The 18,923-nt window shown below is 71.8% G+C and carries 14 protein-coding genes; 12 read left to right on the top strand and 2 right to left on the bottom strand.

What is annotated here, in order from left to right:
- Positions 1-35 precede the first annotated feature (35 nt).
- Positions 36-473 (bottom strand): cell division protein SepF, encoded by a 438-nt coding sequence (locus tag ACSYGO_RS12695; protein WP_028805261.1) that lies wholly within the window; start codon positions 471-473, stop codon positions 36-38.
- A 290-nt stretch (positions 474-763) separates the two neighbouring features.
- On the opposite strand from ACSYGO_RS12695, the gene ACSYGO_RS12690 reads away from it, so the two are divergent.
- Positions 764-2,074 carry a DUF5685 family protein gene (locus tag ACSYGO_RS12690; RefSeq protein WP_460386699.1) on the top strand — a complete coding sequence of 437 codons (1,311 nt, stop codon included), beginning with the start codon at positions 764-766 and terminating at the stop codon, positions 2,072-2,074.
- A 129-nt stretch (positions 2,075-2,203) separates the two neighbouring features.
- Here the strand turns inward: ACSYGO_RS12690 and ACSYGO_RS12685 are convergent, their stop codons facing one another.
- Complete coding sequence (locus tag ACSYGO_RS12685; protein WP_432175478.1) at positions 2,204-3,160, bottom strand: ABC transporter substrate-binding protein; 957 nt, start codon at positions 3,158-3,160, stop codon at positions 2,204-2,206.
- A gap of 442 nt (positions 3,161-3,602) precedes the next feature.
- Here ACSYGO_RS12685 and ACSYGO_RS12680 point away from each other — a divergent pair, with 442 nt between their 5' ends.
- The 11 genes from ACSYGO_RS12680 to ACSYGO_RS12630 all read left to right on the top strand — a co-directional run bounded on the left by ACSYGO_RS12680 (position 3,603) and on the right by ACSYGO_RS12630 (position 18,920).
- A complete protein-coding gene (locus ACSYGO_RS12680; protein ID WP_460386698.1) occupies positions 3,603-4,454 on the top strand; it encodes an amino acid ABC transporter permease in 852 nt (283 codons plus the stop codon).
- Entirely contained in the window at positions 4,451-6,205 is a 1,755-nt protein-coding gene (locus ACSYGO_RS12675; RefSeq protein WP_460386697.1) for an FAD/NAD(P)-binding protein, read from the top strand. The genes ACSYGO_RS12680 and ACSYGO_RS12675 overlap by 4 nt, the downstream gene beginning before the upstream one ends.
- Positions 6,206-6,390: 185 nt before the next feature.
- Entirely contained in the window at positions 6,391-7,143 is a 753-nt protein-coding gene (locus ACSYGO_RS12670) for an amino acid ABC transporter ATP-binding protein (RefSeq protein ID WP_432188215.1), read from the top strand.
- A 76-nt stretch (positions 7,144-7,219) separates the two neighbouring features.
- Positions 7,220-8,299, top strand: a complete 1,080-nt coding sequence (locus ACSYGO_RS12665) for an LLM class flavin-dependent oxidoreductase (RefSeq protein ID WP_460386696.1) — start codon at positions 7,220-7,222, stop codon at positions 8,297-8,299.
- Entirely contained in the window at positions 8,296-9,630 is a 1,335-nt protein-coding gene (locus tag ACSYGO_RS12660; RefSeq protein ID WP_426680308.1) for an NtaA/DmoA family FMN-dependent monooxygenase, read from the top strand. Before ACSYGO_RS12665 ends, ACSYGO_RS12660 begins: the two co-directional genes overlap by 4 nt.
- A gap of 4 nt (positions 9,631-9,634) precedes the next feature.
- On the top strand, positions 9,635-10,417 hold the full coding sequence (locus tag ACSYGO_RS12655) for a DUF1684 domain-containing protein (RefSeq protein ID WP_426680307.1): 783 nt from the start codon (positions 9,635-9,637) through the stop codon (positions 10,415-10,417).
- A gap of 260 nt (positions 10,418-10,677) precedes the next feature.
- Positions 10,678-11,577 carry a S1 family peptidase gene (locus tag ACSYGO_RS12650; protein WP_426680306.1) on the top strand — a complete coding sequence of 300 codons (900 nt, stop codon included), beginning with the start codon at positions 10,678-10,680 and terminating at the stop codon, positions 11,575-11,577.
- 239 nt (positions 11,578-11,816) lie between these two features.
- Positions 11,817-12,836: a slipin family protein gene (locus tag ACSYGO_RS12645; RefSeq protein ID WP_460389705.1), complete on the top strand. Its 1,020-nt coding sequence runs from the start codon at positions 11,817-11,819 to the stop codon at positions 12,834-12,836.
- 289 nt (positions 12,837-13,125) lie between these two features.
- Positions 13,126-14,208, top strand: coding sequence for a S1 family peptidase (locus ACSYGO_RS12640; protein ID WP_460386695.1), 1,083 nt, complete (start codon positions 13,126-13,128; stop codon positions 14,206-14,208).
- 228 nt (positions 14,209-14,436) lie between these two features.
- Positions 14,437-17,949 carry a DNA polymerase III subunit alpha gene (locus ACSYGO_RS12635; protein ID WP_426680304.1) on the top strand — a complete coding sequence of 1,171 codons (3,513 nt, stop codon included), beginning with the start codon at positions 14,437-14,439 and terminating at the stop codon, positions 17,947-17,949.
- Positions 17,946-18,920: a DNA polymerase Y family protein gene (locus ACSYGO_RS12630; RefSeq protein WP_426680303.1), complete on the top strand. Its 975-nt coding sequence runs from the start codon at positions 17,946-17,948 to the stop codon at positions 18,918-18,920. Before ACSYGO_RS12635 ends, ACSYGO_RS12630 begins: the two co-directional genes overlap by 4 nt.
- Positions 18,921-18,923: the final 3 nt, after the last annotated feature.

The raw sequence follows: 18,923 nt of genomic DNA, 5'->3' as shown, positions 1-18,923 counted from the left end.
GACCCCGTGGGGCAGGGCCGGTGAGCGGCCCTGCCTCAGCTCTGGTTGAAGAAACCGTCCGTCTGACGGCCCGCGGCCTCGCCGCTGACGATCTCCGTGTTGGCGGGGGTCAGCAGGAAGACCCGGGTGGCGACCCGCTCGATCGTGCCGCGCAGGCCGAAGGTCAGGCCGGCCGCGAAGTCCACCACGCGCTTGGCGTCGGCGGGCTCCATGGACGTGAGGTTGATGATCACCGGGACGCCGTCCCGGAAGAGCTCGCCGATGCCGCGCGCGTCCCGGAAGCTGTCCGGGGTGACCGTGCCGATCCGGCGGCCCTTCTCCTCCGCCGTCTCGGACGCGACCTTCACCCGCGGGTCGGTGACCCAGGCCTCGCCGGACTCCTGTCCCTCGGCGTAGTCGTCGTCGTAGTAACGCTCGTCATCGTTGTCGTCGACGAGGCCAAGCCAGGCACTCGCCTTGCGCACCGATCCCATGGACGCCTCCTCTCACAGCGGTCTTTCGTGCTTTCCGCATCCCCATGGTCGTCCATGATGCGGATGTCGCGCCAAGTGGATAGACGCCGCGCGGGGGTTTCGTGACGGTACTGGTGCACAGCGAATCCGTCGAGAGCCCCGGTATCCCAAGGGTCTTGCTGTGTACGGCTGCTGACTGAGAGTGAAATATGATTTCCCGCGGCGTTCGGGTGACGGTCGGTGCGTACGGGTGAACGGAGTGGTCGTTAGGATGCCGCCGCTCAACGTCGTACGTGTCACGGGGGAGTGTCGTGTTCGGAATCGTGAGGCCCTGCAGCCACCGTCTCGGTGAAGGGCTCAAGGCCCAGTGGATGGCCCACCTGTGCGGGCTGTGCCTCGCGCTGCGCGGTGACCACGGGCAGTTCGCGCGGATCGTCACGAACTATGACGGTCTGCTGATATCCGTTCTGACGGAGGCTCAGGCGGAGCGGGCGACGGGATGGCGCCGGACCGCCGGGCCCTGCCCGCTGCGCGGCATGCGCACCGCCTCCGTCGCTCAGGGCGAGGGAGCGCGCCTGGCCGCCGCCGTCTCGCTGGTGCTCGCCTCGGCGAAGGTCCGCGACCACGTGGCCGACGGGGACGGGCTGTTGGCGCGCAGGCCCGTGGCGCTCGCCGCCCGCCGGGTCGCCGCGAGCTGGGGCAGGGCCGGCGCGCGCACCGGTTCCGACGTCGGCTTCGACACCGCCGTGCTCGTCGACGCCGTGGACCGCCAGATCGGCATCGAGGCGCTGGCCGGCCCCGGGACGCCGCTGCTCACCGTCACCGAACCGACCGAGACCGCCACGGCCGCGGCCTTCGCGCACACCGCCGTACTCGCCGGCCGGCCCGGCAACGCGGAGCCGCTCGCGGAGGCGGGACGGCTCTTCGGACGGCTGGCGCATCTGCTGGACGCCGTCGAGGACAGGGAAACTGACGCCGCGTCGGGAGCGTGGAACCCGCTCACGGCCACCGGGACGTCGCTCACCGAGGCGCGGCGGCTCGCCGACGACGCCCTGCACGGGATCCGGCTCGCGCTGCGCGAGGTCGAGTTCACCGACGGCAAGCTGGCGCACCTGCTGCTGGCGCACGAGCTGGGCCGGTCGGTGGACCGCGCGTTCGGCTCGTCCGCGTGCGGGCACGCGGCGGACGGCGCGCACGGGAGCGCGGGCGCGCACGGGCCTGGAGGTGCCCTGGCGCCACCGACCGGGCGGGCCGTCGGCGCGCACCCGGCCGAGGGTGCGTTCGGACCGCCCCAGCAGGGTGGTCCGTACGGCCCGCAGAACCCCCACGCCCCGCACGGTCCCTACGATCCGCAGAACCCGTACGCCGGTGGCGGCAACCCCTTCGGCGGCGGACCCTCCTTCCAGCCGCCCGGTCCCGGCAAGCGCGGCTTCTGGGCCGGGTGCGCCGCCGCGATCGGCCTGTGCTGCACCTGCAAGGTCTGCTGCGCCGACGAGTACGAGGGCCCTTGGTCGCGCAAGAAGCGCGAGGGCTGCCTCAGCGACTGCGACTGCAACTGCTGCGAGGCATGCCAGTGCTGCGAGTGCTGTGAATGCTGCTCGTGCTGCGACTGCGGGCTGTGAGGGTCCGGGGGCAGGAGTGAGCCGCGTGCTCGTCAGGGGCCGGGGGCGTGCCCCGGCCCCTGACGCCGGGTTGTACATGCTCCCCGGCCCCCGGAGCGGCCAAGTGCTGCCCTACGGCGGTGAGTCGGCTCAGTCCTTCAGCTCCGGCGGCGAGATCCGCGACGTCTCGATGGCCGAGCCGGTCGTCCCCCACTTGTCGAGGATCTTCGCGTAGGTCCCGTCGGCGATGAGCTTGTTCACCGCGGCCCGGAAGGCGGGCGCCAGCTTCGTGCCCTTCTTGAAGGCGAAGCCGACGTCGAGGCGGTGGAACTCGTTGAGGAACTTCACGCCCTGCTGGTGGGCGACGGCGTAGCGCAGGCCGTTGATGGTGCTCATCACGATGTCGCTGCGGCCCTGTTGCAGCGACGACCAGATGGCGCCCTGCTCGCTGTAGGTCTGCACCTTGTACGGCTTCTTGCCGGCCTCGGCGCAGGCCTTCTTGTTCTCCTCCAGCGTCGCTTCGAAGGTCGTCCCCGCGGCGGTCGCGACGTTCAGGCCGCACAGCTGCGTCAGTTCGGTGATCTTCGAGAGCTTGCTGTCGGCGCGGGTGGCGAAGCCCTGGCCGTCGTTGATGTAGGTGACGAAGTCGATGGTCCTGCGGCGTTCGTCGGTGACGCCGAAGTTGCTGGCGCCGAAGTCGTACTTGCCGCTGTCCAGAGCCGGCAGGATCGCCTCGAAACTCGCCGGCTCCTGCTTCAGCTCGATGCCGAGCGTCTTCGCGACCGCGTTCGCGAAGTCGACGTCCTGGCCGGTCAGGGTCTTCCCGTCGGTCAGGTAGGTGGTGCCGGGCGGGGCGCCGGAGATGCTGACCCCGACGGTGAGCGAGGTGGTGCCGGCCGGGAGCAGCCGGGCCGCGGCCTCGTCCTTGCGGACGGCCGAGACGACGTCCGTGGTGGGGATCTTGTCGGCCTTGGCCGCGGCCTGGGCGGTACCCGCCCCGCCGGTGCCGTCCGAGCCGGAGCCGCAGGCGGTGAGCAGCAGTGTCGCGGAGGCGAGAAGGGTAAACGTCGCAAAATACCGATTTCGGGTACGCGTGAACGTACTCATCGTGTGCGGTCTCCTGAAGGCAGGCGGCGAGAAGCGAGAAGGCGTGACGCGAGGCGGCGCGAGGCCGGGAGGGGAGGGGGTGCGCGTGTGAAGGCGGGGAAGGCCGGGAGAACGGCGAAAGGCGAGGCGCGACAGCTGCCCGACGGGGCGTGCGCGCAGGGGGTCAGCTCAACAGGACGAGGACCACACTCGACCGAAGTCGATGTGGGAGCGCGTGACCAGCCACTGCTGCGGATGCATGGGCCAAGTGGAACAGGCATCCGTTTCCGCGTCAACTGGCCTGAGACGTACGGCTCACAGTGTGGACACGCTTGACAGTGAACGGAAACGGCACCGTACTCTCGATCGACGGCCCTGCTGAGGGGCTCGGCCGTCGGCGCCCCGAGGCGCTCCGTGTGAAGGCATCCACCGTGTTCGATCCGACGTATCACGGAGCCTTCGCATGTCCTCCGACACACTCACCAAGGCCGCCGCGGCCGCACCACAGGAAGCGGCGCCCCTGCGCATCGTCCCGCAACGCCGTCTCGGACTGTGGACCACCGCGGTCGCGGTCCTGGCCCTGCTCGGGCTCGCCCTCAACTCCCTTGCGCACAACGACGCCTTCCAGTGGGACGTCGTCGGCGAGTACTTCACCTCGGCCTCCGTACTGCGCGGCCTCTGGCTCACCCTCTGGCTGACCGCGGTCGTCATGGCGCTCGGCTTCACCCTCGGCACCCTGCTCGCCGCGTTCCGCCTCTCCGCCAACCCCGTGCTGCGTGCGGTCAGTTGGGGGTACGTCTGGCTCTTCCGGTCGATGCCGATCCTGGTGCAGCTGCTGTTCTGGTTCAACATCGGGGCGCTGTATCCGCAGATCCTCGGCGTGAAGACGGTGAACCTGCTGGGCCCGGTCACCGTCGCCGTCCTCGGACTGACCCTGCACGAGGCCGCGTACGCCGCCGAGGTGGTGCGCGGCGGCATCCTCTCCGTCGACCGCGGCCAGATCGAGGCGGCACAGGCGCTGGGCCTGAGCCGGTGGCGCCGCTGGCGCAGGATCGTGCTGCCGCAGGCGATGCGCTCCATCGTGCCGCCGGCCGGGAACATGCTGATCGGCACCCTCAAGGGCACGTCCATCGTCAGCGTCATCGCCGTACAGGACCTGCTCTACTCGGTGCAGCTCGTGTACCACCGCACCTACCAGGTCATGCCGCTGCTCATGGTGGCCACGCTCTGGTACGTCGTCGTCACCTCCGTGCTCAGCGTCGGCCAGTACTACGTCGAGAAGCACTATGCGCGTGGCTCGGAGCGCACGCGATGAGGCCCTCGCTGGTGATCGTCGGAGCCGGGCCGCGGGGGACCGGTCTGCTGGAGCGCATCGCCGCCAACGCCACGGAGCTGTACGGGGATCAGGACCTGGACATCCATCTCGTCGACCCCTATCCGCCCGGCGCCGGACGCATCTGGCGCGAAGCGCAGTCACCGCTGCTGTGGATGAACTCGCAGGCCCAGGACGTCACGATGTTCACCGACACGACGGTGGACATGGCGGGCCCGGTCCTCGAAGGCCCCACCCTGCACGAATGGGCCGGCCTGGACGGACGCACCTTCGCGGACAGGCCGCGGCAGGGCGCCTACATGCGCTGGGTGTACGAGCGTGCCGTGGCCGCACTGCCGCCGGGCATCCGGGTGCGCCACCACGCGCGGCGCGCCCTGCGGGTCGGCGGTCCCGCCGAGGGCCGCCAGCAGGTGTGGCTGGAGGGCCGGCCCCGGCCGCTCCTCGCCGACCTCGTCGTCCTGACCCTCGGCCACCTCGACGCCGAACTCGACGACGAGCAGCGGGCGTTGTCGGCCCATGCCCGTGAGCACGGCCTGGTCCATCTGCCGCCCGACTTCACCGCCGACAGCGACCTGTCCGTCCTCGCCCCCGGTGAACCCGTCCTCGTGCGCGGCTTCGGACTGGCCTTCGTCGACCTGTTGGTGCTGCTCACGGAGGGACGCGGCGGACGCCACGACGGAGAGACGTACCACCCGTCCGGCCGCGAGCCCATCCTGTACGTCGGGTCCCGGCGCGGCGTCCCCTACCACTCCAAGATCGGCTACGACTGGGAGGGCGAACGGCCCCCGCTGCCACGGTTCTTCGGGCCGGCCGAGGTCGACGCGCTCCTCGCGCGGCCCGACGGATTCGACTTCCGCGAGGACGTCTGGCCCCTCGTCGAGAAGGAACTGGGCTTCGCCCACTACCACCGGCTGTTCGCCGCACATCCCGAACGCACCCGCGCCGCGTGGACGGACTTCGAGGAGACGTACGCGGCCGCCGACGCCGCCGGGATCCGGGCCCTGGTGGCCGCCGCGGTGCCCGACCCCGCCGACCGGCTGGACCTGACCGTCCTCGACCATCCGCTGGAGGGAGTGCGGTACGCCTCGCCCGAGGAGCTGCAGAGCGGCCTGCGCGGGTACATCGAACGGGACCTGAGCCGACGTCACGACGCAACGTACAGCCCTGACTTGGCGGTCTTTCTCGGGCTGCTCTCGGTCTACGGCCAGCTGGTCCGGCTCGGTGACATCGGCTCGTGGTGGCACGGCTTCTTCAGCTATCTGGCGTCGGGCCCGCCCGGCCCGCGGCTGCGGCAGATGCTGGCCCTGTCCCGCGCCGGAATCCTCAGATTCGTGGGCGCCGGCATGACCGTCACCGCCGAGCACGGCGTCTTCCGGGCGAGCGGCGCCGGCGTGCCCGGCGCGACCGTCGAGGCCCGCGCACTCGTCGAGGCCCGCCTGCCCCACCCCACCGTCGCACGCAGCCGGGACCCCCTGCTGCGCGAGCTGCACGCCGACGGGGCCGCCACCACCCCCGAGGGACTGCTCGCCGTCGACCCCGCGGACGGCCGGATCCTGGACGCCTCCGGTACCCCGCACCCCCGGCGCTTCGCGCTCGGCCCGCACACCGACGCCCGGGGTTCCGGCGCCTTCACCCGGCCGCGCACCGGCGGCCCTGCCTTCCGGCAGAACGACGCGACGGCGCGGGCCGCGCTGGACTTCCTGCGCGCACTGCCCCGCCGCGCCGCCGCCTGACGCCGTACCCGTCTCCGTCTCCGTCCTCTGTCCTCCGTCCTCTGTCCTCCGTCCTCCGTCCTCCGTCCTCCGTCCTCTGTCCTCCGTGAAGGGAACCACCACCGATGAACGCGCCCGACGAGGCCACCGGCGAGAGGGCCGTCTCCGCCGCGGAGCCCGGCACGAACCAGGCCGGGGCCGCCGCCATGGTCGACATCAAGTCCGTCCGCAAGAGCTTCGGGTCGCTGGAGGTGCTCAAGGGCATCGACCTCCAGGTGCGTGCCGGGGAGGTCACCGTCGTCATCGGGCCCTCCGGCTCCGGCAAGTCGACGCTGTTGCGCACCATCAACCACCTGGAGAAGGTCGACCAGGGACGGATCAGCGTCGACGGCTCGCTCGTCGGCTACCGCCGCTCCGGCGACAAGCTGTACGAGCTGCCCGAACGCGAGATCCTCGGACAGCGCACCCGGATCGGCTTCGTCTTCCAGAACTTCAATCTCTTTCCGCACCTCACGGTGCTGGAGAACATCGTGGAGGCGCCGGTCCACGCCCTGAAGCGGGCGCGGGAAGACGCCGTCGCCGCGGCGCGCAGGCTGCTCGACCGGGTCGGGCTCGCCGACAAGGCGGACGCCTATCCGAAGCAGCTCTCCGGCGGCCAGCAGCAGCGCGTCGCCATCGCCCGTGCCCTCGCCCTCGAACCGAAGTTGCTCCTCTTCGACGAGCCGACCTCCGCCCTCGACCCCGAACTGGTCGGCGAAGTCCTCGACGTCATCAAGGACTTGGCCCGCCGGGGCACCACGATGATCGTCGTCACGCACGAGATCGGGTTCGCCCGCGAGGTCGCCGACACCGTGGTCTTCATGGACGACGGCCGCATCGTCGAACAGGGCGCCCCCGGCGACGTACTGGAGCGCCCCGCGCACGAACGCACCCGGGCGTTCCTCGCCAAGGTCCTGTGAACGGGCCCCGTGAGCACGGGCCCCGAGCGGTCCTGGCCCCATGGATCCCCCCACCCCCACCGAAAGGTTCCGCGTCATGACCGCACAGCCCGGCCGGGCGCTTCTGCATCTGGCCGCCGCCCTCGACCGGCAGGGGGTTCACGACGCCGCCGTTCTCGAGGAGTCGGTGCGGCTCGCGGAGATTGGCGCGCTCGACTTCGTCACGCTCGGCGACTCCTTCGCGCGGCCCGGACTCGACGCGCTCGCCGTCCTCGCCCGGCTCGCGCCCGCCACCCGGCGGATCGGTCTGGTGCCGACCGTGACCACCACCCACACCGTGCCCTTCCACGTCCAGGCCGCCGTCGCGACCCTCGACCGGGTCAGCCGGGGCCGCGCCGGATGGCACATCGACGTCTCGACCACCGAGGGCGAGGCCCGGCTGTTCGGCCGGCGCCACGCCGCGCCCGCCGACGCCCTGTGGCGGGAAGCGGGGGAGGCCGCCGATCTGGCCGCCAAGCTCTGGGACAGCTGGGAGGACGACGCGGTGATCCGCGACGAGGCCACCGGCCGCTTCGTCGACCGGGACAAGCTGCACCATGTCGACTTCGAGGGCAGCGCCTTCGCCGTCCGGGGCCCTTCGACCGCTCCGCGCCCCCCGCAGGGCCACCCCGTGCGGGTGGTCGACGCCACCGAGCGGCACGCCCGGGGGACGGCCGCCCGGTACGCGGACGTGGCGCTCGTCCGGTTCGCGGGCCCGGCGCAGGCGCGTGCCGTGCGCGACGAACTGCGGACGGCCGCGGCCGAGTCCGGACGCGACCCCGACGGCCTGCGCGTGCTCGCCGGCCTCTCGGTCGACCTCGGCGCCGGCGAGCGCGCCGCCGAGCCGGGCCACGGCGGCGGCGGACCACGGCAGACCGCGCAGGGCGCGCTGTACCGCGGCGGCCCCGTCGACCTCGCCGAACTGATCGCGGCCTGGCACCGGGCCGACGCCGTCGACGGTTTCCACCTCACGCCCGTCGAGCCGCACCGTGACCTGGAACGGCTCGTCAACGGAACGGTTCCGCTGCTCCAGCACCGCGGACTGTTCCGCACCTTCTATCCGGGCAGCACGCTCCGGGAACACCTGGGGCTGGCGCGGCCCGCCAACCAGTACGCCGTGACAGGGGGAGCGTCATGACCGTACGCAAGCAGATCCATCTCGCCGTGCACGTCCCCGGCACCGACGACACCGTCCGGTCCGACCCGCGCTCCGGATCTCCGGCCGAGTTCGCCTCCTTCGTCCACCTGGCGCGCACCGCCGAACGCGGACTCTTCGACTTCCTCCTCGTGGCGGAGGGGCTGCGGCTGCCCGAGCACAAGGGACGCATCCACGATCTCGACGTCGTGGGACGGCCGGAGCCCCTGACCCTGCTGAGCGCGCTCGCCGCGGTCACCGAGCGGCTCGGACTCGCCGCCGGAGCCTGTACGGCCTTCCACGAGCCGTACGAACTCGCCCGCCGGCTCGCCACGCTCGACCACCTCAGCGGGGGCCGGGCGGCCTGGAACGCGGTGACGTCGCCGGACGCCCGGACGGCCGAGAACTTCCGGCGCCTCGGCCACCCGGACCCGGCAGGCCCTCCGGAAGCTTTCGACTCCGCCGGGACGGTGCGCGACCCCCTCGCCCGTGCCACCGAATTCGTACAGGTCGCACGGGAATTGTGGGACTCCTGGACGCCCGACGGGACGCCCCGCCCGTTCGCGCACCAGGGCCGGCACTTCGACATCGCGGGCGAGTTCACCGTGCCGCGCGCGCCGCAGGGGCACCCCGTGGTCATCGGTTCCGCGGACTCGCCGCAGGAGCGTGAGTTCGCCGCGTCCGCCGCCGACGTCGTGCTCACGCGGCACGGAACGCTGGAGGAGAGCCGCGCGCTCCACGCCGATGTGAAGGGGCGCCTCGCCGCGTACGGCAGGGCGCCTCAGGACCTCAGGATCATGCCCGGGGTCAGCGTCGTCCTCGGTGACACGGCCGCCGAGGCACAGGAACGGGCCGCCACGGCCAGACGACAGCGGATCTCCCCGCGGCACGCGATCGTCGCCCTGGAACGGATCTGGGGCGTGGACCTCTCCGCGTACGACCCCGACGGCCCCCTTCCCGACATCGCCCCGGACCCCGGATCGACCCTCGTGCGGGACCGGGCACGGGCCGCCGAACTCCTCGCGGTCGCCGAGAAGTGGCGGACCCTGTCACGGGAGAAGGGCCTGTCCATCCGGCAGACCGTCATCGAGGCGTCCGCCCGGCAGTCCTTCGTCGGCACCCCGCAGGCCGTCGCCGACGAGCTCGGCGAGCTGGTCCGGACGGACGCCGCCGACGGGTTCGTCCTCTTACCGCATCCGACTCCCGGTGGACTCGACGAGTTCGTCGACCGGGTGGTGCCGCTGCTCCAGGAGCGCGGCACGTTCCGCACGGAATACACGGGCACCACGTTGCGCTCACACCTCGGGTTGCCGGAGCCCGTATGGAAGGGTTGATCACATGACGACGGACGCATCCGAGGACTGGAAGCACTGGCACGAACACCGCACCAGGACGGTGGCCGAACCCTACGGACCGCTCGCCCTCACGGGCACGCACTGGATCGAGGACTATCCGGAGGGTCGACTTCCGGACATCCCCGGACAATGGACGGCCAAGGACGACGGCGTCGTGCTGGAGGCGGTGGACGAGGACGGACTCACCCTCGACGGACAGCCCTTCACCGGTGAGGTCGTGCTCGACGCCGACCACGGGCCGGCCGCCGGGGCGCGAGTGGGACACGGTGAGCGCCGGTTCGTCGTCCTCGTGCGCGAGGGAGTCTGGGGCGTGCGCGACTACGACCCCGCCGCGGCCACGCGCCAGGCCTTCGAGGGCATCGAGGCGACCCCTTACGACCCGCGCTGGTCGGTGCCGGGGCACTTCACGCCGTACGGCGAGGACCGCACCGTGCGCGTCGAGAACGCGGACGGCGTCGCGCGCGGCCTCGGGCTCGGCGGAGTCCTCGCCTTCACCCTGGACGACCAGGATCTGACGCTCCAGGTGTCGGTGGAGAGCGACGGTTCGCTGTGGGCCGTCTTCGCCGACACGACCAGCGGGGACAGCAGTTACCGCTTCCGGTTCCTGCGCCCGGCGGCGCCCGACGACGAGGGGCGTACGACGGTGGACTTCAACCGTGCCGTGCTTCCGCCGTGCGCGTTCGCCGATCACTTCATCTGCCCGTTCCCGCCGCCCGGCAATACGCTGGACACGGCCGTCGAGGCGGGTGAGCGCCGGCTGCGCTGACCGCCGGAAATCCGAAGGCGGCCGGGGGGCCGCGCACGTGCCGGGGCCGGGCGCCGACAGCACGGGGACATACGCAAGTTGAACGCTGCACGGCCGAAAGGTGCCCTTGCGCCGGTCGGCCGTGCGGCCGAATACTCCCCCCAGCGCTTGTCAGGAGCACGGCTTGTCCGGAATCCGGATGAGCGGGCCCCCGGCTGCGCCTCACGGGCCCTCAACCCCACGAGACGAGGACCCCCGACTTCCCTTCGGAGGAACGAAACGTGAGGATCAAGCGCACCACCCCCCGCAGCGGCATAGCGAGACGGACCCGGCTGATCGCCGTGACCACCGGACTCGTGGCCGCGGCCGCGTTCGCGGTCCCCAACGCGAACGCATCCGACGCCCAGACCTTCAGCACCACTCAGCTGAGCAGTGTCAACAAGTCGGTACTCAAGTCCGATGTCGCGGGCACCGCATGGGCGGTCGACGCCAAGACGAACCGGGTGGTCGTCACCGTCGACAGCACGGTCTCCAAGGCCGAGATCGCCAAGATCAAGCAGGACGCGGGCGGCAACGCCGACGCGATCACCATCAAGCACACCCCGGGCAAGTTCAAGAGGCTGATCACCGGCGGCGACGCCATCTACGGCGGCTCCTACCGCTGTTCGCTCGGCTTCAACGTGCACAGCGGGAGCACCTACTACTTCCTGACCGCCGGCCACTGCGGTGAGGTCGCCTCCACCTGGTACTCCAACTCGGGCCACACCACGACGCTGGGCACGAACGTCAGCTACAGCTTCCCGACCAACGACTTCGCGCTGGTCCGCTACACCAACTCCTCGATCGCGCACCCGAGTGCGGTCGGCAGCCAGACCATCACCCGCGCCGCGACGCCCAGCGTCGGCACGACCGTCTACCGTCGTGGCTCGACCACCGGTACGCACAGCGGCCGGGTCACCGCGCTGAACGCCACGGTCAACTACGGTGGCGGCGACGTGGTCTACCAGATGATCCAGACCACCGTCTGCGCCGAGGGCGGCGACAGCGGCGGCCCGCTGTACTCCGGCTCCACGGCCTACGGCCTCACCTCCGGCGGCAGCGGCAACTGCACCTCCGGCGGCACGACCTTCTTCCAGCCGGTCGTCGAGGCGCTGAACTACTACGGCGTGAGCGTCGGCTGACCGACAGATCACCGACCGTCGGATCACCGGCCCTCGGACCACCGACCGACTGACCCATCGACCGGACCGGCAACCCCCCACGTCACCCGGCCGGACCAGCAGCCAGCAGCAGGCGAGCTCTCGCACCCAACCGGCGTGCGGGGGCTCGCCCTTGTTCAGGTGACGGAGTTACCTTCGAAGTGCGTGCCGTACGCGCTGTACGCACCTGATGCGCCCACTTCGGACCCTGGGGGGCCGTGATGGTCGAGGAGCTGGTGGCGGCGGGAGTCGCCGTCGCGTCCGCGGGGCTGGTCTATGCGCTGGCCGGTGCCCGAGTGGTCAAACAGTACGAACGGGGCGTGGTGCTGCGGCTCGGCCGCCTGCGCTCGGACGTGCGCGGCCCGGGATTCACCATGATCGTTCCGTTCGTGGACCGGATCCGCAAGGTCAACATGCAGATCGTGACGATGCCCGTGCCGGCGCAGGAGGGCATCACACGGGACAACGTGACCGTGCGGGTGGACGCGGTCGTCTACTTCAAGGTGGTCGACGCGGCCGATGCCGTCATCCAGGTCGAGGACTACCGGTTCGCGGTCTCGCAGATGGCGCAGACCTCGCTGCGGTCCATCATCGGCAAGAGCGACCTGGACGACCTGCTGTCCAACCGCGAGAAGCTCAACCAGGGGCTGGAGCTGATGATCGACAGCCCGGCCATGGGCTGGGGTGTGCAGATCGACCGCGTGGAGATCAAGGACGTGTCGCTGCCGGAGACGATGAAGCGGTCCATGGCCCGGCAGGCCGAGGCCGACCGCGAGCGCCGCGCCAGGGTCATCAACGCGGACGCGGAGCTCCAGGCATCGAAGAAGCTGGCGGAGGCGGCCGGGGTGATGTCCGAGCAACCTGCCGCGCTCCAGTTGCGGCTGCTGCAGACGGTGGTGGCCGTCGCGGCCGAGAAGAACTCGACGCTCGTGCTCCCGTTCCCGGTGGAGCTCCTCAGGTTCCTGGAGAAGGCGCAGCAGTCGGTCGGGGCGCAGCAGCCCGCCGTGACGCAACAGCCGGTCGAGGCAGGGCGGTCGGCAGGGTTCCAGGACGCACCGCAGTCGGCCGGAGCGCAGCAGTCGGTCGAGGCGCTGCGGCCGTCCGTCCCGGCCCCGGCATCGTCGTCGGCACCTTCACCGGCCGAGGTCCAGGAGTCCGGTCGACCGGTGCGGGAGCAACTTCCCTCCCCCGAAGTTCGCTTGAGCGAAGAGCCCGAGGGATCGAAAACAGGACAGGACTAGTCCTCACCGTCCGCACAACGGTCACCTGCACGCAGTGTTTGCACCGGAAACCCACGTGGCACTACCACGCTCAGTCAAGGCGCAGGGGGCGTACGCCCATTGGCGTACGCGCGTCCTGAAGTCGACCTTGTGTGCCCCCTGTGTGCCTGGGAATAGTGGGCCGGGAACAACCGGCACGGACGCGGTTCGACGCGGCTTTTTGTCGTGCGCCGGGCCCGTGCGCGTACGCCTTCCGGTCTCGGAGGTCCCCCTCGACCTTCGCGGCCAACCCCCCACAGGAGGACGTCAGTTGAAGCACCGACGCATACCCAGGCGGCGTGCCGTCATGACGGGTGCGGGCATCGCCGCGCTCGTCGCCGCGGGAGTCACCTTCCAGACTGCGAACGCGAGCGAGGCGCCGAAGACCGGCACGCCGCACACCCTCTCGGTCACGGCGGCCGGAAAGCTCGCCTCGACCCTCGGCAAGGACCTCGGCGCCGACGCGGCGGGAACGTACTACGACGCGAAGTCCCGGCACCTCGTCGTCAACGTGCTCGACGAGACGGCGGCCGAGGCCGTCACGAAGGCCGGCGCCAAGGCCAGAGTCGTCGAGAACTCCCTCGCCGAGCTGAAGAGCGCCCGCGCGACGCTCAGCAGCGACGCGACCATCCCCGGTACGTCGTGGGCGACCGACCCGGAGACCAACAAGGTCGTCGTCACCGCGGACCGCACGGTCTCCGCGGCCGAGTGGACCAAGCTCTCGAAGGTCGTGAAGGGGCTCGGCGCCAAGGCCGAACTCCAGCGCACCAAGGGAGAGTTCAAGCCCTTCATCGCCGGCGGTGACGCCATCACCGGCTCCGGCGGGCGCTGCTCGCTCGGCTTCAACGTGGTCAAGGACGGGCAGCCGTACTTCATCACCGCCGGGCACTGCACCGAGGCGATCTCGACCTGGTCGGACTCCAGCGGCAACGAGATCGGCAAGAACGAGCAGTCCAGCTTCCCGGACAACGACTTCGGTCTGGTCAAGTACACCGGGAACGTCGACCACCCGAGCGAGGTCGATCTCTACAACGGCTCCACGCAGGCCATCGCCAAGGCCGGCGACGCCACCGTGGGCATGAAGGTGACCCGCAGCGGCTCCACCACCCAGGTGCACGACGGCACGGTCAAGGGTCTGGACGCCACCGTGAACTACGGCAACGGCGACGTCGTCAACGGACTCATCCAGACCGACGTCTGCGCCGAGCCCGGTGACAGCGGCGGCTCGCTCTTCTCCGGCGACACCGCGATCGGACTCACCTCCGGCGGCAGCGGTGACTGCACCTCGGGCGGCGAGACCTTCTTCCAGCCGGTCACCGAGGCGCTCTCGGCCTTCGGCGCCCAGATCGGCTGACGGCTCACCGTCCCGGCAGAGTCCCGTCCCCGCGCAGGCTGCGGGGGCGGGACTCCGCCGTGTGTACCGGAGAGGTCCCCGCGGCCCAGGCCGGCCGGCGTTTGCGCAGGTGGGAAGGGCTCGGACGGATGTCGCACAGTAGTTCGAAAATTGGTCTATGGTGGGGGTGAGGTAATTGGGAACGAATGTTCGAGAGCCGGTGCGGGCTCACGGGTGCGGGAGGTGCGTGTGCCGGGATTCACGCATCTGCACACCGCGTCCGGGTTCTCCCTGCGGTACGGGGCCTCGCACCCGGAGCGGCTGGCCGAGCGTGCCGCCGAGCGGGGCATGGACGCCCTCGCCCTCACCGACCGGGACACCCTCGCGGGCTCGGTCCGGTTCGCCAAGGCGTGCGCCAGGGCGGGCGTCCGTCCGCTGTTCGGCACCGAGCTCGCGGTGGGGGAGCCCGAGCGCGGCGGGAAGCGGCGCGCCCCGGTCCGCGGCGGCGCCTTCGTCGACGAGTCGGCACCTCGGGCGACCTTCCTCGCCCGGGACGGCGCGGCGGGCTGGGCCGACCTCTGCAGAATCGTTACGGCCGCGCATGCGGGAGACCCGGGCGACCGGCCCCGGCTGTCCTGGCCGGACAATCACGCCGAAGGCCTGACCGTACTCCTCGGCCCCGCCTCCGACGTCGGCCGCGCGCTGGCCGCCGGACGCCCCGACCGGGCCGCGAAGCTGCTCGTGCCCTGGCGGGAGGTCTACGGCGACGCCCTGCGGCTGGAAGCGGTGTGGCACGGCCGCGAGGGGACCGGGCCGGGATCCCTGCGGCTGGCCGCCCGCACGGTCGGCTTCGCCGCCGAACAGCGGGTGCGCCCGGTGCTCAGCAACGCCGTCCGGTACGCCGACCCCGGCATGGGCCCGGTCGCCGACGTCCTGGACGCCGCCCGGCTGCTCGTCCCGGTCGACCCGCGCCGCGGGCTGGACTCGGGCGAGGCCTGGCTCAAGGACGAGGCGGCCATGCTGGGCGCGGCCGAACGGATCGTCGAGGCCGCGGGCTACCGCCGCGACACCGCGTACCACCTGCTCGAACAGACCCGGGCCACCGCCGCCGCCTGTCTCGTCGACCCGGAGGACGACCTGGGCATCGGCACCGTCCATTTCCCCGAAGCGCACCTCGTCGGCGCGGGCCGCCGCACCGCCCAGCGGGCCCTGGCCTCCCGTGCGGCGGCGGGCATGGTGCTGCGCGGCTACGACCGTGACCGGGCCTACTGGGAGCGGATGCACCAGGAACTGGACATCATCGCCCACCACGACTTCGCCTCCTACTTCCTGACGGTCGCCCAGGTCGTGGACGACGTACGGGACATGGGCATCAGGGTCGCCGCGCGCGGCTCCGGCGCGGGCTCCCTCGTCAACCACCTCCTCGGCATCGCGCACGCCGACCCCGTCGAGCACGGGCTGCTGATGGAACGCTTCCTGTCCAAGCGGCGCGCGGTACTGCCCGACATCGACATCGACGTCGAGTCCGCGCGCCGGCTGGAGGTCTACCGCGCGATCATCGCCCGGTTCGGCACCGAGCGGGTCGCCACGGTCTCGATGCCCGAGACCTACCGGGTCCGGCACGCCGTCCGCGACGTGGGCGCCGCCCTCTCCCTGGACCCGGCCGACATCGACCGGATCGCCAAGTCCTTCCCGCACATCCGTGCCCGCGACGCCCGCGCGGCGATGGAGGAACTGCCCGAACTGCGGGAGCTGGCACAGGAATGCCGGCGGGACGGGGAGAAGTACGGGAGGCTGTGGGAGCTGGTCGAGGCGCTCGACGCCCTCCCGCGCGGCATCGCCATGCACCCGTGCGGCGTGCTCCTCTCCGACGCCTCCCTGCTCGCCCGGACGCCGGTCGTGCCGACCAGCGGCGAGGGCCTGCCCATGTCGCAGTTCGACAAGGAGGACGTGGAGGACCTCGGGCTGCTCAAGCTCGACGTGCTGGGCGTGCGGATGCAGTCCGCGATGGCGCACGCGGTGGCCGAGGTGGAGCGGGCGACGGGCGACCGGCCGGACCTCGACTCGGTGCCGCCGGGCGACCCGGCGACGTACCGGCTGATCCAGTCGACCGAGACGCTGGGCTGCTTCCAGATCGAGTCCCCGGGCCAGCGCGACCTGGTCGGACGGCTGCAGCCCGCGACCTTCCACGACCTCGTGGTCGACATCTCGCTCTTCCGGCCGGGGCCGGTCGCCGCCGACATGGTCCGGCCGTTCATCGAGGCGCGGCACGGCCGGGCGCCGATCCGCTATCCGCACCCCGACCTGGAGCGGCCGTTGAAGGAGACGTACGGGGTCGTCGTCTTCCACGAGCAGATCATCGACATCGTCGACATCATGACCGGCTGCGGACGCGACGAGGCGGACCGGGTGCGGCGTGGGCTCTCCGACCCCGAGTCGCAGGGGCGGATCCGGTTCTGGTTCGCGCAGCACGCGGCGGCGAAGGGGTACGACGCCGACACCGTCGCGCGCACCTGGGAGATCGTCGAGGCCTTCGGGTCGTACGGCTTCTGCAAGGCGCACGCGGTCGCCTTCGCCGTGCCGACGTACCAGTCGGCCTGGCTGAAGGCCCATCACCCGGCCGCCTTCTACGCGGGGTTGCTCACCCATGACCCCGGGATGTACCCGAAGCGGCTGCTGCTGGCGGACGCGCGGCGGCGAGGGGTGCCGATCCTGCCGTTGGACGTGAACCGGTCCGCGGTCGCCCATCGTATCGAACTGGTGTCTGATTCGCAGGGGTCCGAGAGCTGGGGCCTCCGGCTGGCGCTCTCCGACGTGCACGGCATCAGCGAGGCCGAGGCCGCGCGGATCGCGGACGGGCAGCCGTACGGCTCGCTGCTCGACTTCTGGGAGCGGGCCCGACCGAGCCGCCCGCTCGCCCAGCGGCTGGCCCAGGTCGGCGCGCTGGACGCCTTCGGCGCCAACCGCCGTGATCTGCAACTGCACCTGACCGAACTGCACCGGGGCGCGCGGGGCGGGCGGGCGGATCAGCTCCCTCCCGCACTCCTCGGCATGGGGGAGGCACCCTCGGCCGGAGGGCGGACGACGGCACCGGCCGGGCTGCCCGATCTCTCCTCGGCGGAGCGGCTCAGCGCCGAGCTCGGTGTGCTCTCCATGGACGCCTCCCGCAACCTCATGGACGACCACCGCGGATTCCTGGAGGAGCTGGGCGTGGTCACGGCGCGCCGGCTGCGGGAGGCGCGGCACGGTGAGACCGTCCTGGTGGCCGGGGCCAAGGCGGCCACCCAGACCCCGCCGATCCGGTCCGGCAAGCGGGTCATCTTCACCACCCTGGACGACGGCACCGGCCTGGTCGACCTCGCCTTCTTCGACGACTCGCACGACACCTGCGCCCACACCGTCTTCCACTCCTGGCTGCTGCTGGTGCGCGGAGTGGTGCAGCGCCGCGGCCCGCGCAGCCTCAGCGTGGTGGGCGCGGCGGCCTGGAACCTCGCCGAACTGGTCGAACTGCGCGCCCGGGGCGGCCTCGACGTGGTCGCCTCGCATCTCGCCGAGCCCGTACCGCGCGAGCCGGAGCCGGAGCCGGGGGAGCGCGGGGAGGCTGCCGGGGCCGGGAAGTCCGGCGGCGGTCCGGCGAAGGGCCGCACGATCCGCATGTCCACGGGGTACGAGATGCACCCCTGGGCCGATCTGCGTCCCGCGGGCGAAGGGCCCGCGGGTGGAAAGAAGTTGTGGCACCAGAGTCCGGGGAGTGCGGGATGACCATCCTCTGCGTACGTTTCCAGCTGCCTCCGATGTACGAGGCGGCCCTGCCTCGACTCCTGGGGCTCCTGGAGGACTTCACCCCCGTCGTCGAGGCGCTGCCGCCCGACGGGGCGCTGCTGGATCTGCGGGGCGCCGAGCGGTACTTCGGGCGCGGCGCGGTGGAGCTGGCCTCGCTGATCCGGTTGCGGGCGCTCGCCCTGCACGGGATCGACTGCGTGATCGGTGCCGGGCCCGGTCCGATGCTCGCACGGATGGCCCTGCGGGACGCCGCGCCGGGCGTGACCCCCGTGGTGCCCGAGGAGCCGGACGCCGTCGCCGGGTTCCTCGCCGAGCGGCCCGTCGCCGCGCTGCCGGGAGTCGGCGGCGCCACCGCCCGCACCCTGTGCGAGTACGGCCTCGACACCATCGGCAAGGTCGCCGCCGCACCCCTGTCGACCCTGCAACGCCTCACCGGCGCCAGGGCCGGCCGCGAACTGCGCGAGAAGGCGTCCGGCGTCGACCGCGGCCGGGTCGTGCCGAACGCCGCCTCACGCTCCCTCGCCACCGAACACCCCTTCCGGAGGGACGAGTTGGACCCCTCCCGGCATCGCCGCGCGCTGCTCTGCGCGGCCGAGGACCTGGGTGCCCGGCTGCGCGCCCTGGAGAAGGTCTGCCGCACGCTGACCCTCACCGTCCGGTACGCCGACCGCTCCACGACCACACGCAGCCGCACCCTCGAGGAACCGACCGCCCGTTCGTCGGCGCTCACCGACACGGCGTACCGCATGTACGAGGCGCTCGGCCTCCAGCGGGCCCGGGTCCGGGGGATCGCCCTGCGCGCCGAGGGGCTCACCCCGGCCGAACAGGCCTCGTACCAGCTCACCTTCGACCCGGTGGACGAGAAGGTCCGCCGTATCGAGGAGGTCGCGGACAGGGCGCGGGCGAGGTTCGGACCGCATGTGATCGGGCCCGGGACGCTGGCCGCGTGACGT

Source organism: Streptomyces krungchingensis (assembly GCF_054729265.1).
Note: the sequence above shows the minus strand (reverse complement) of the source record. Positions and strands in the feature narration are given on the sequence as shown.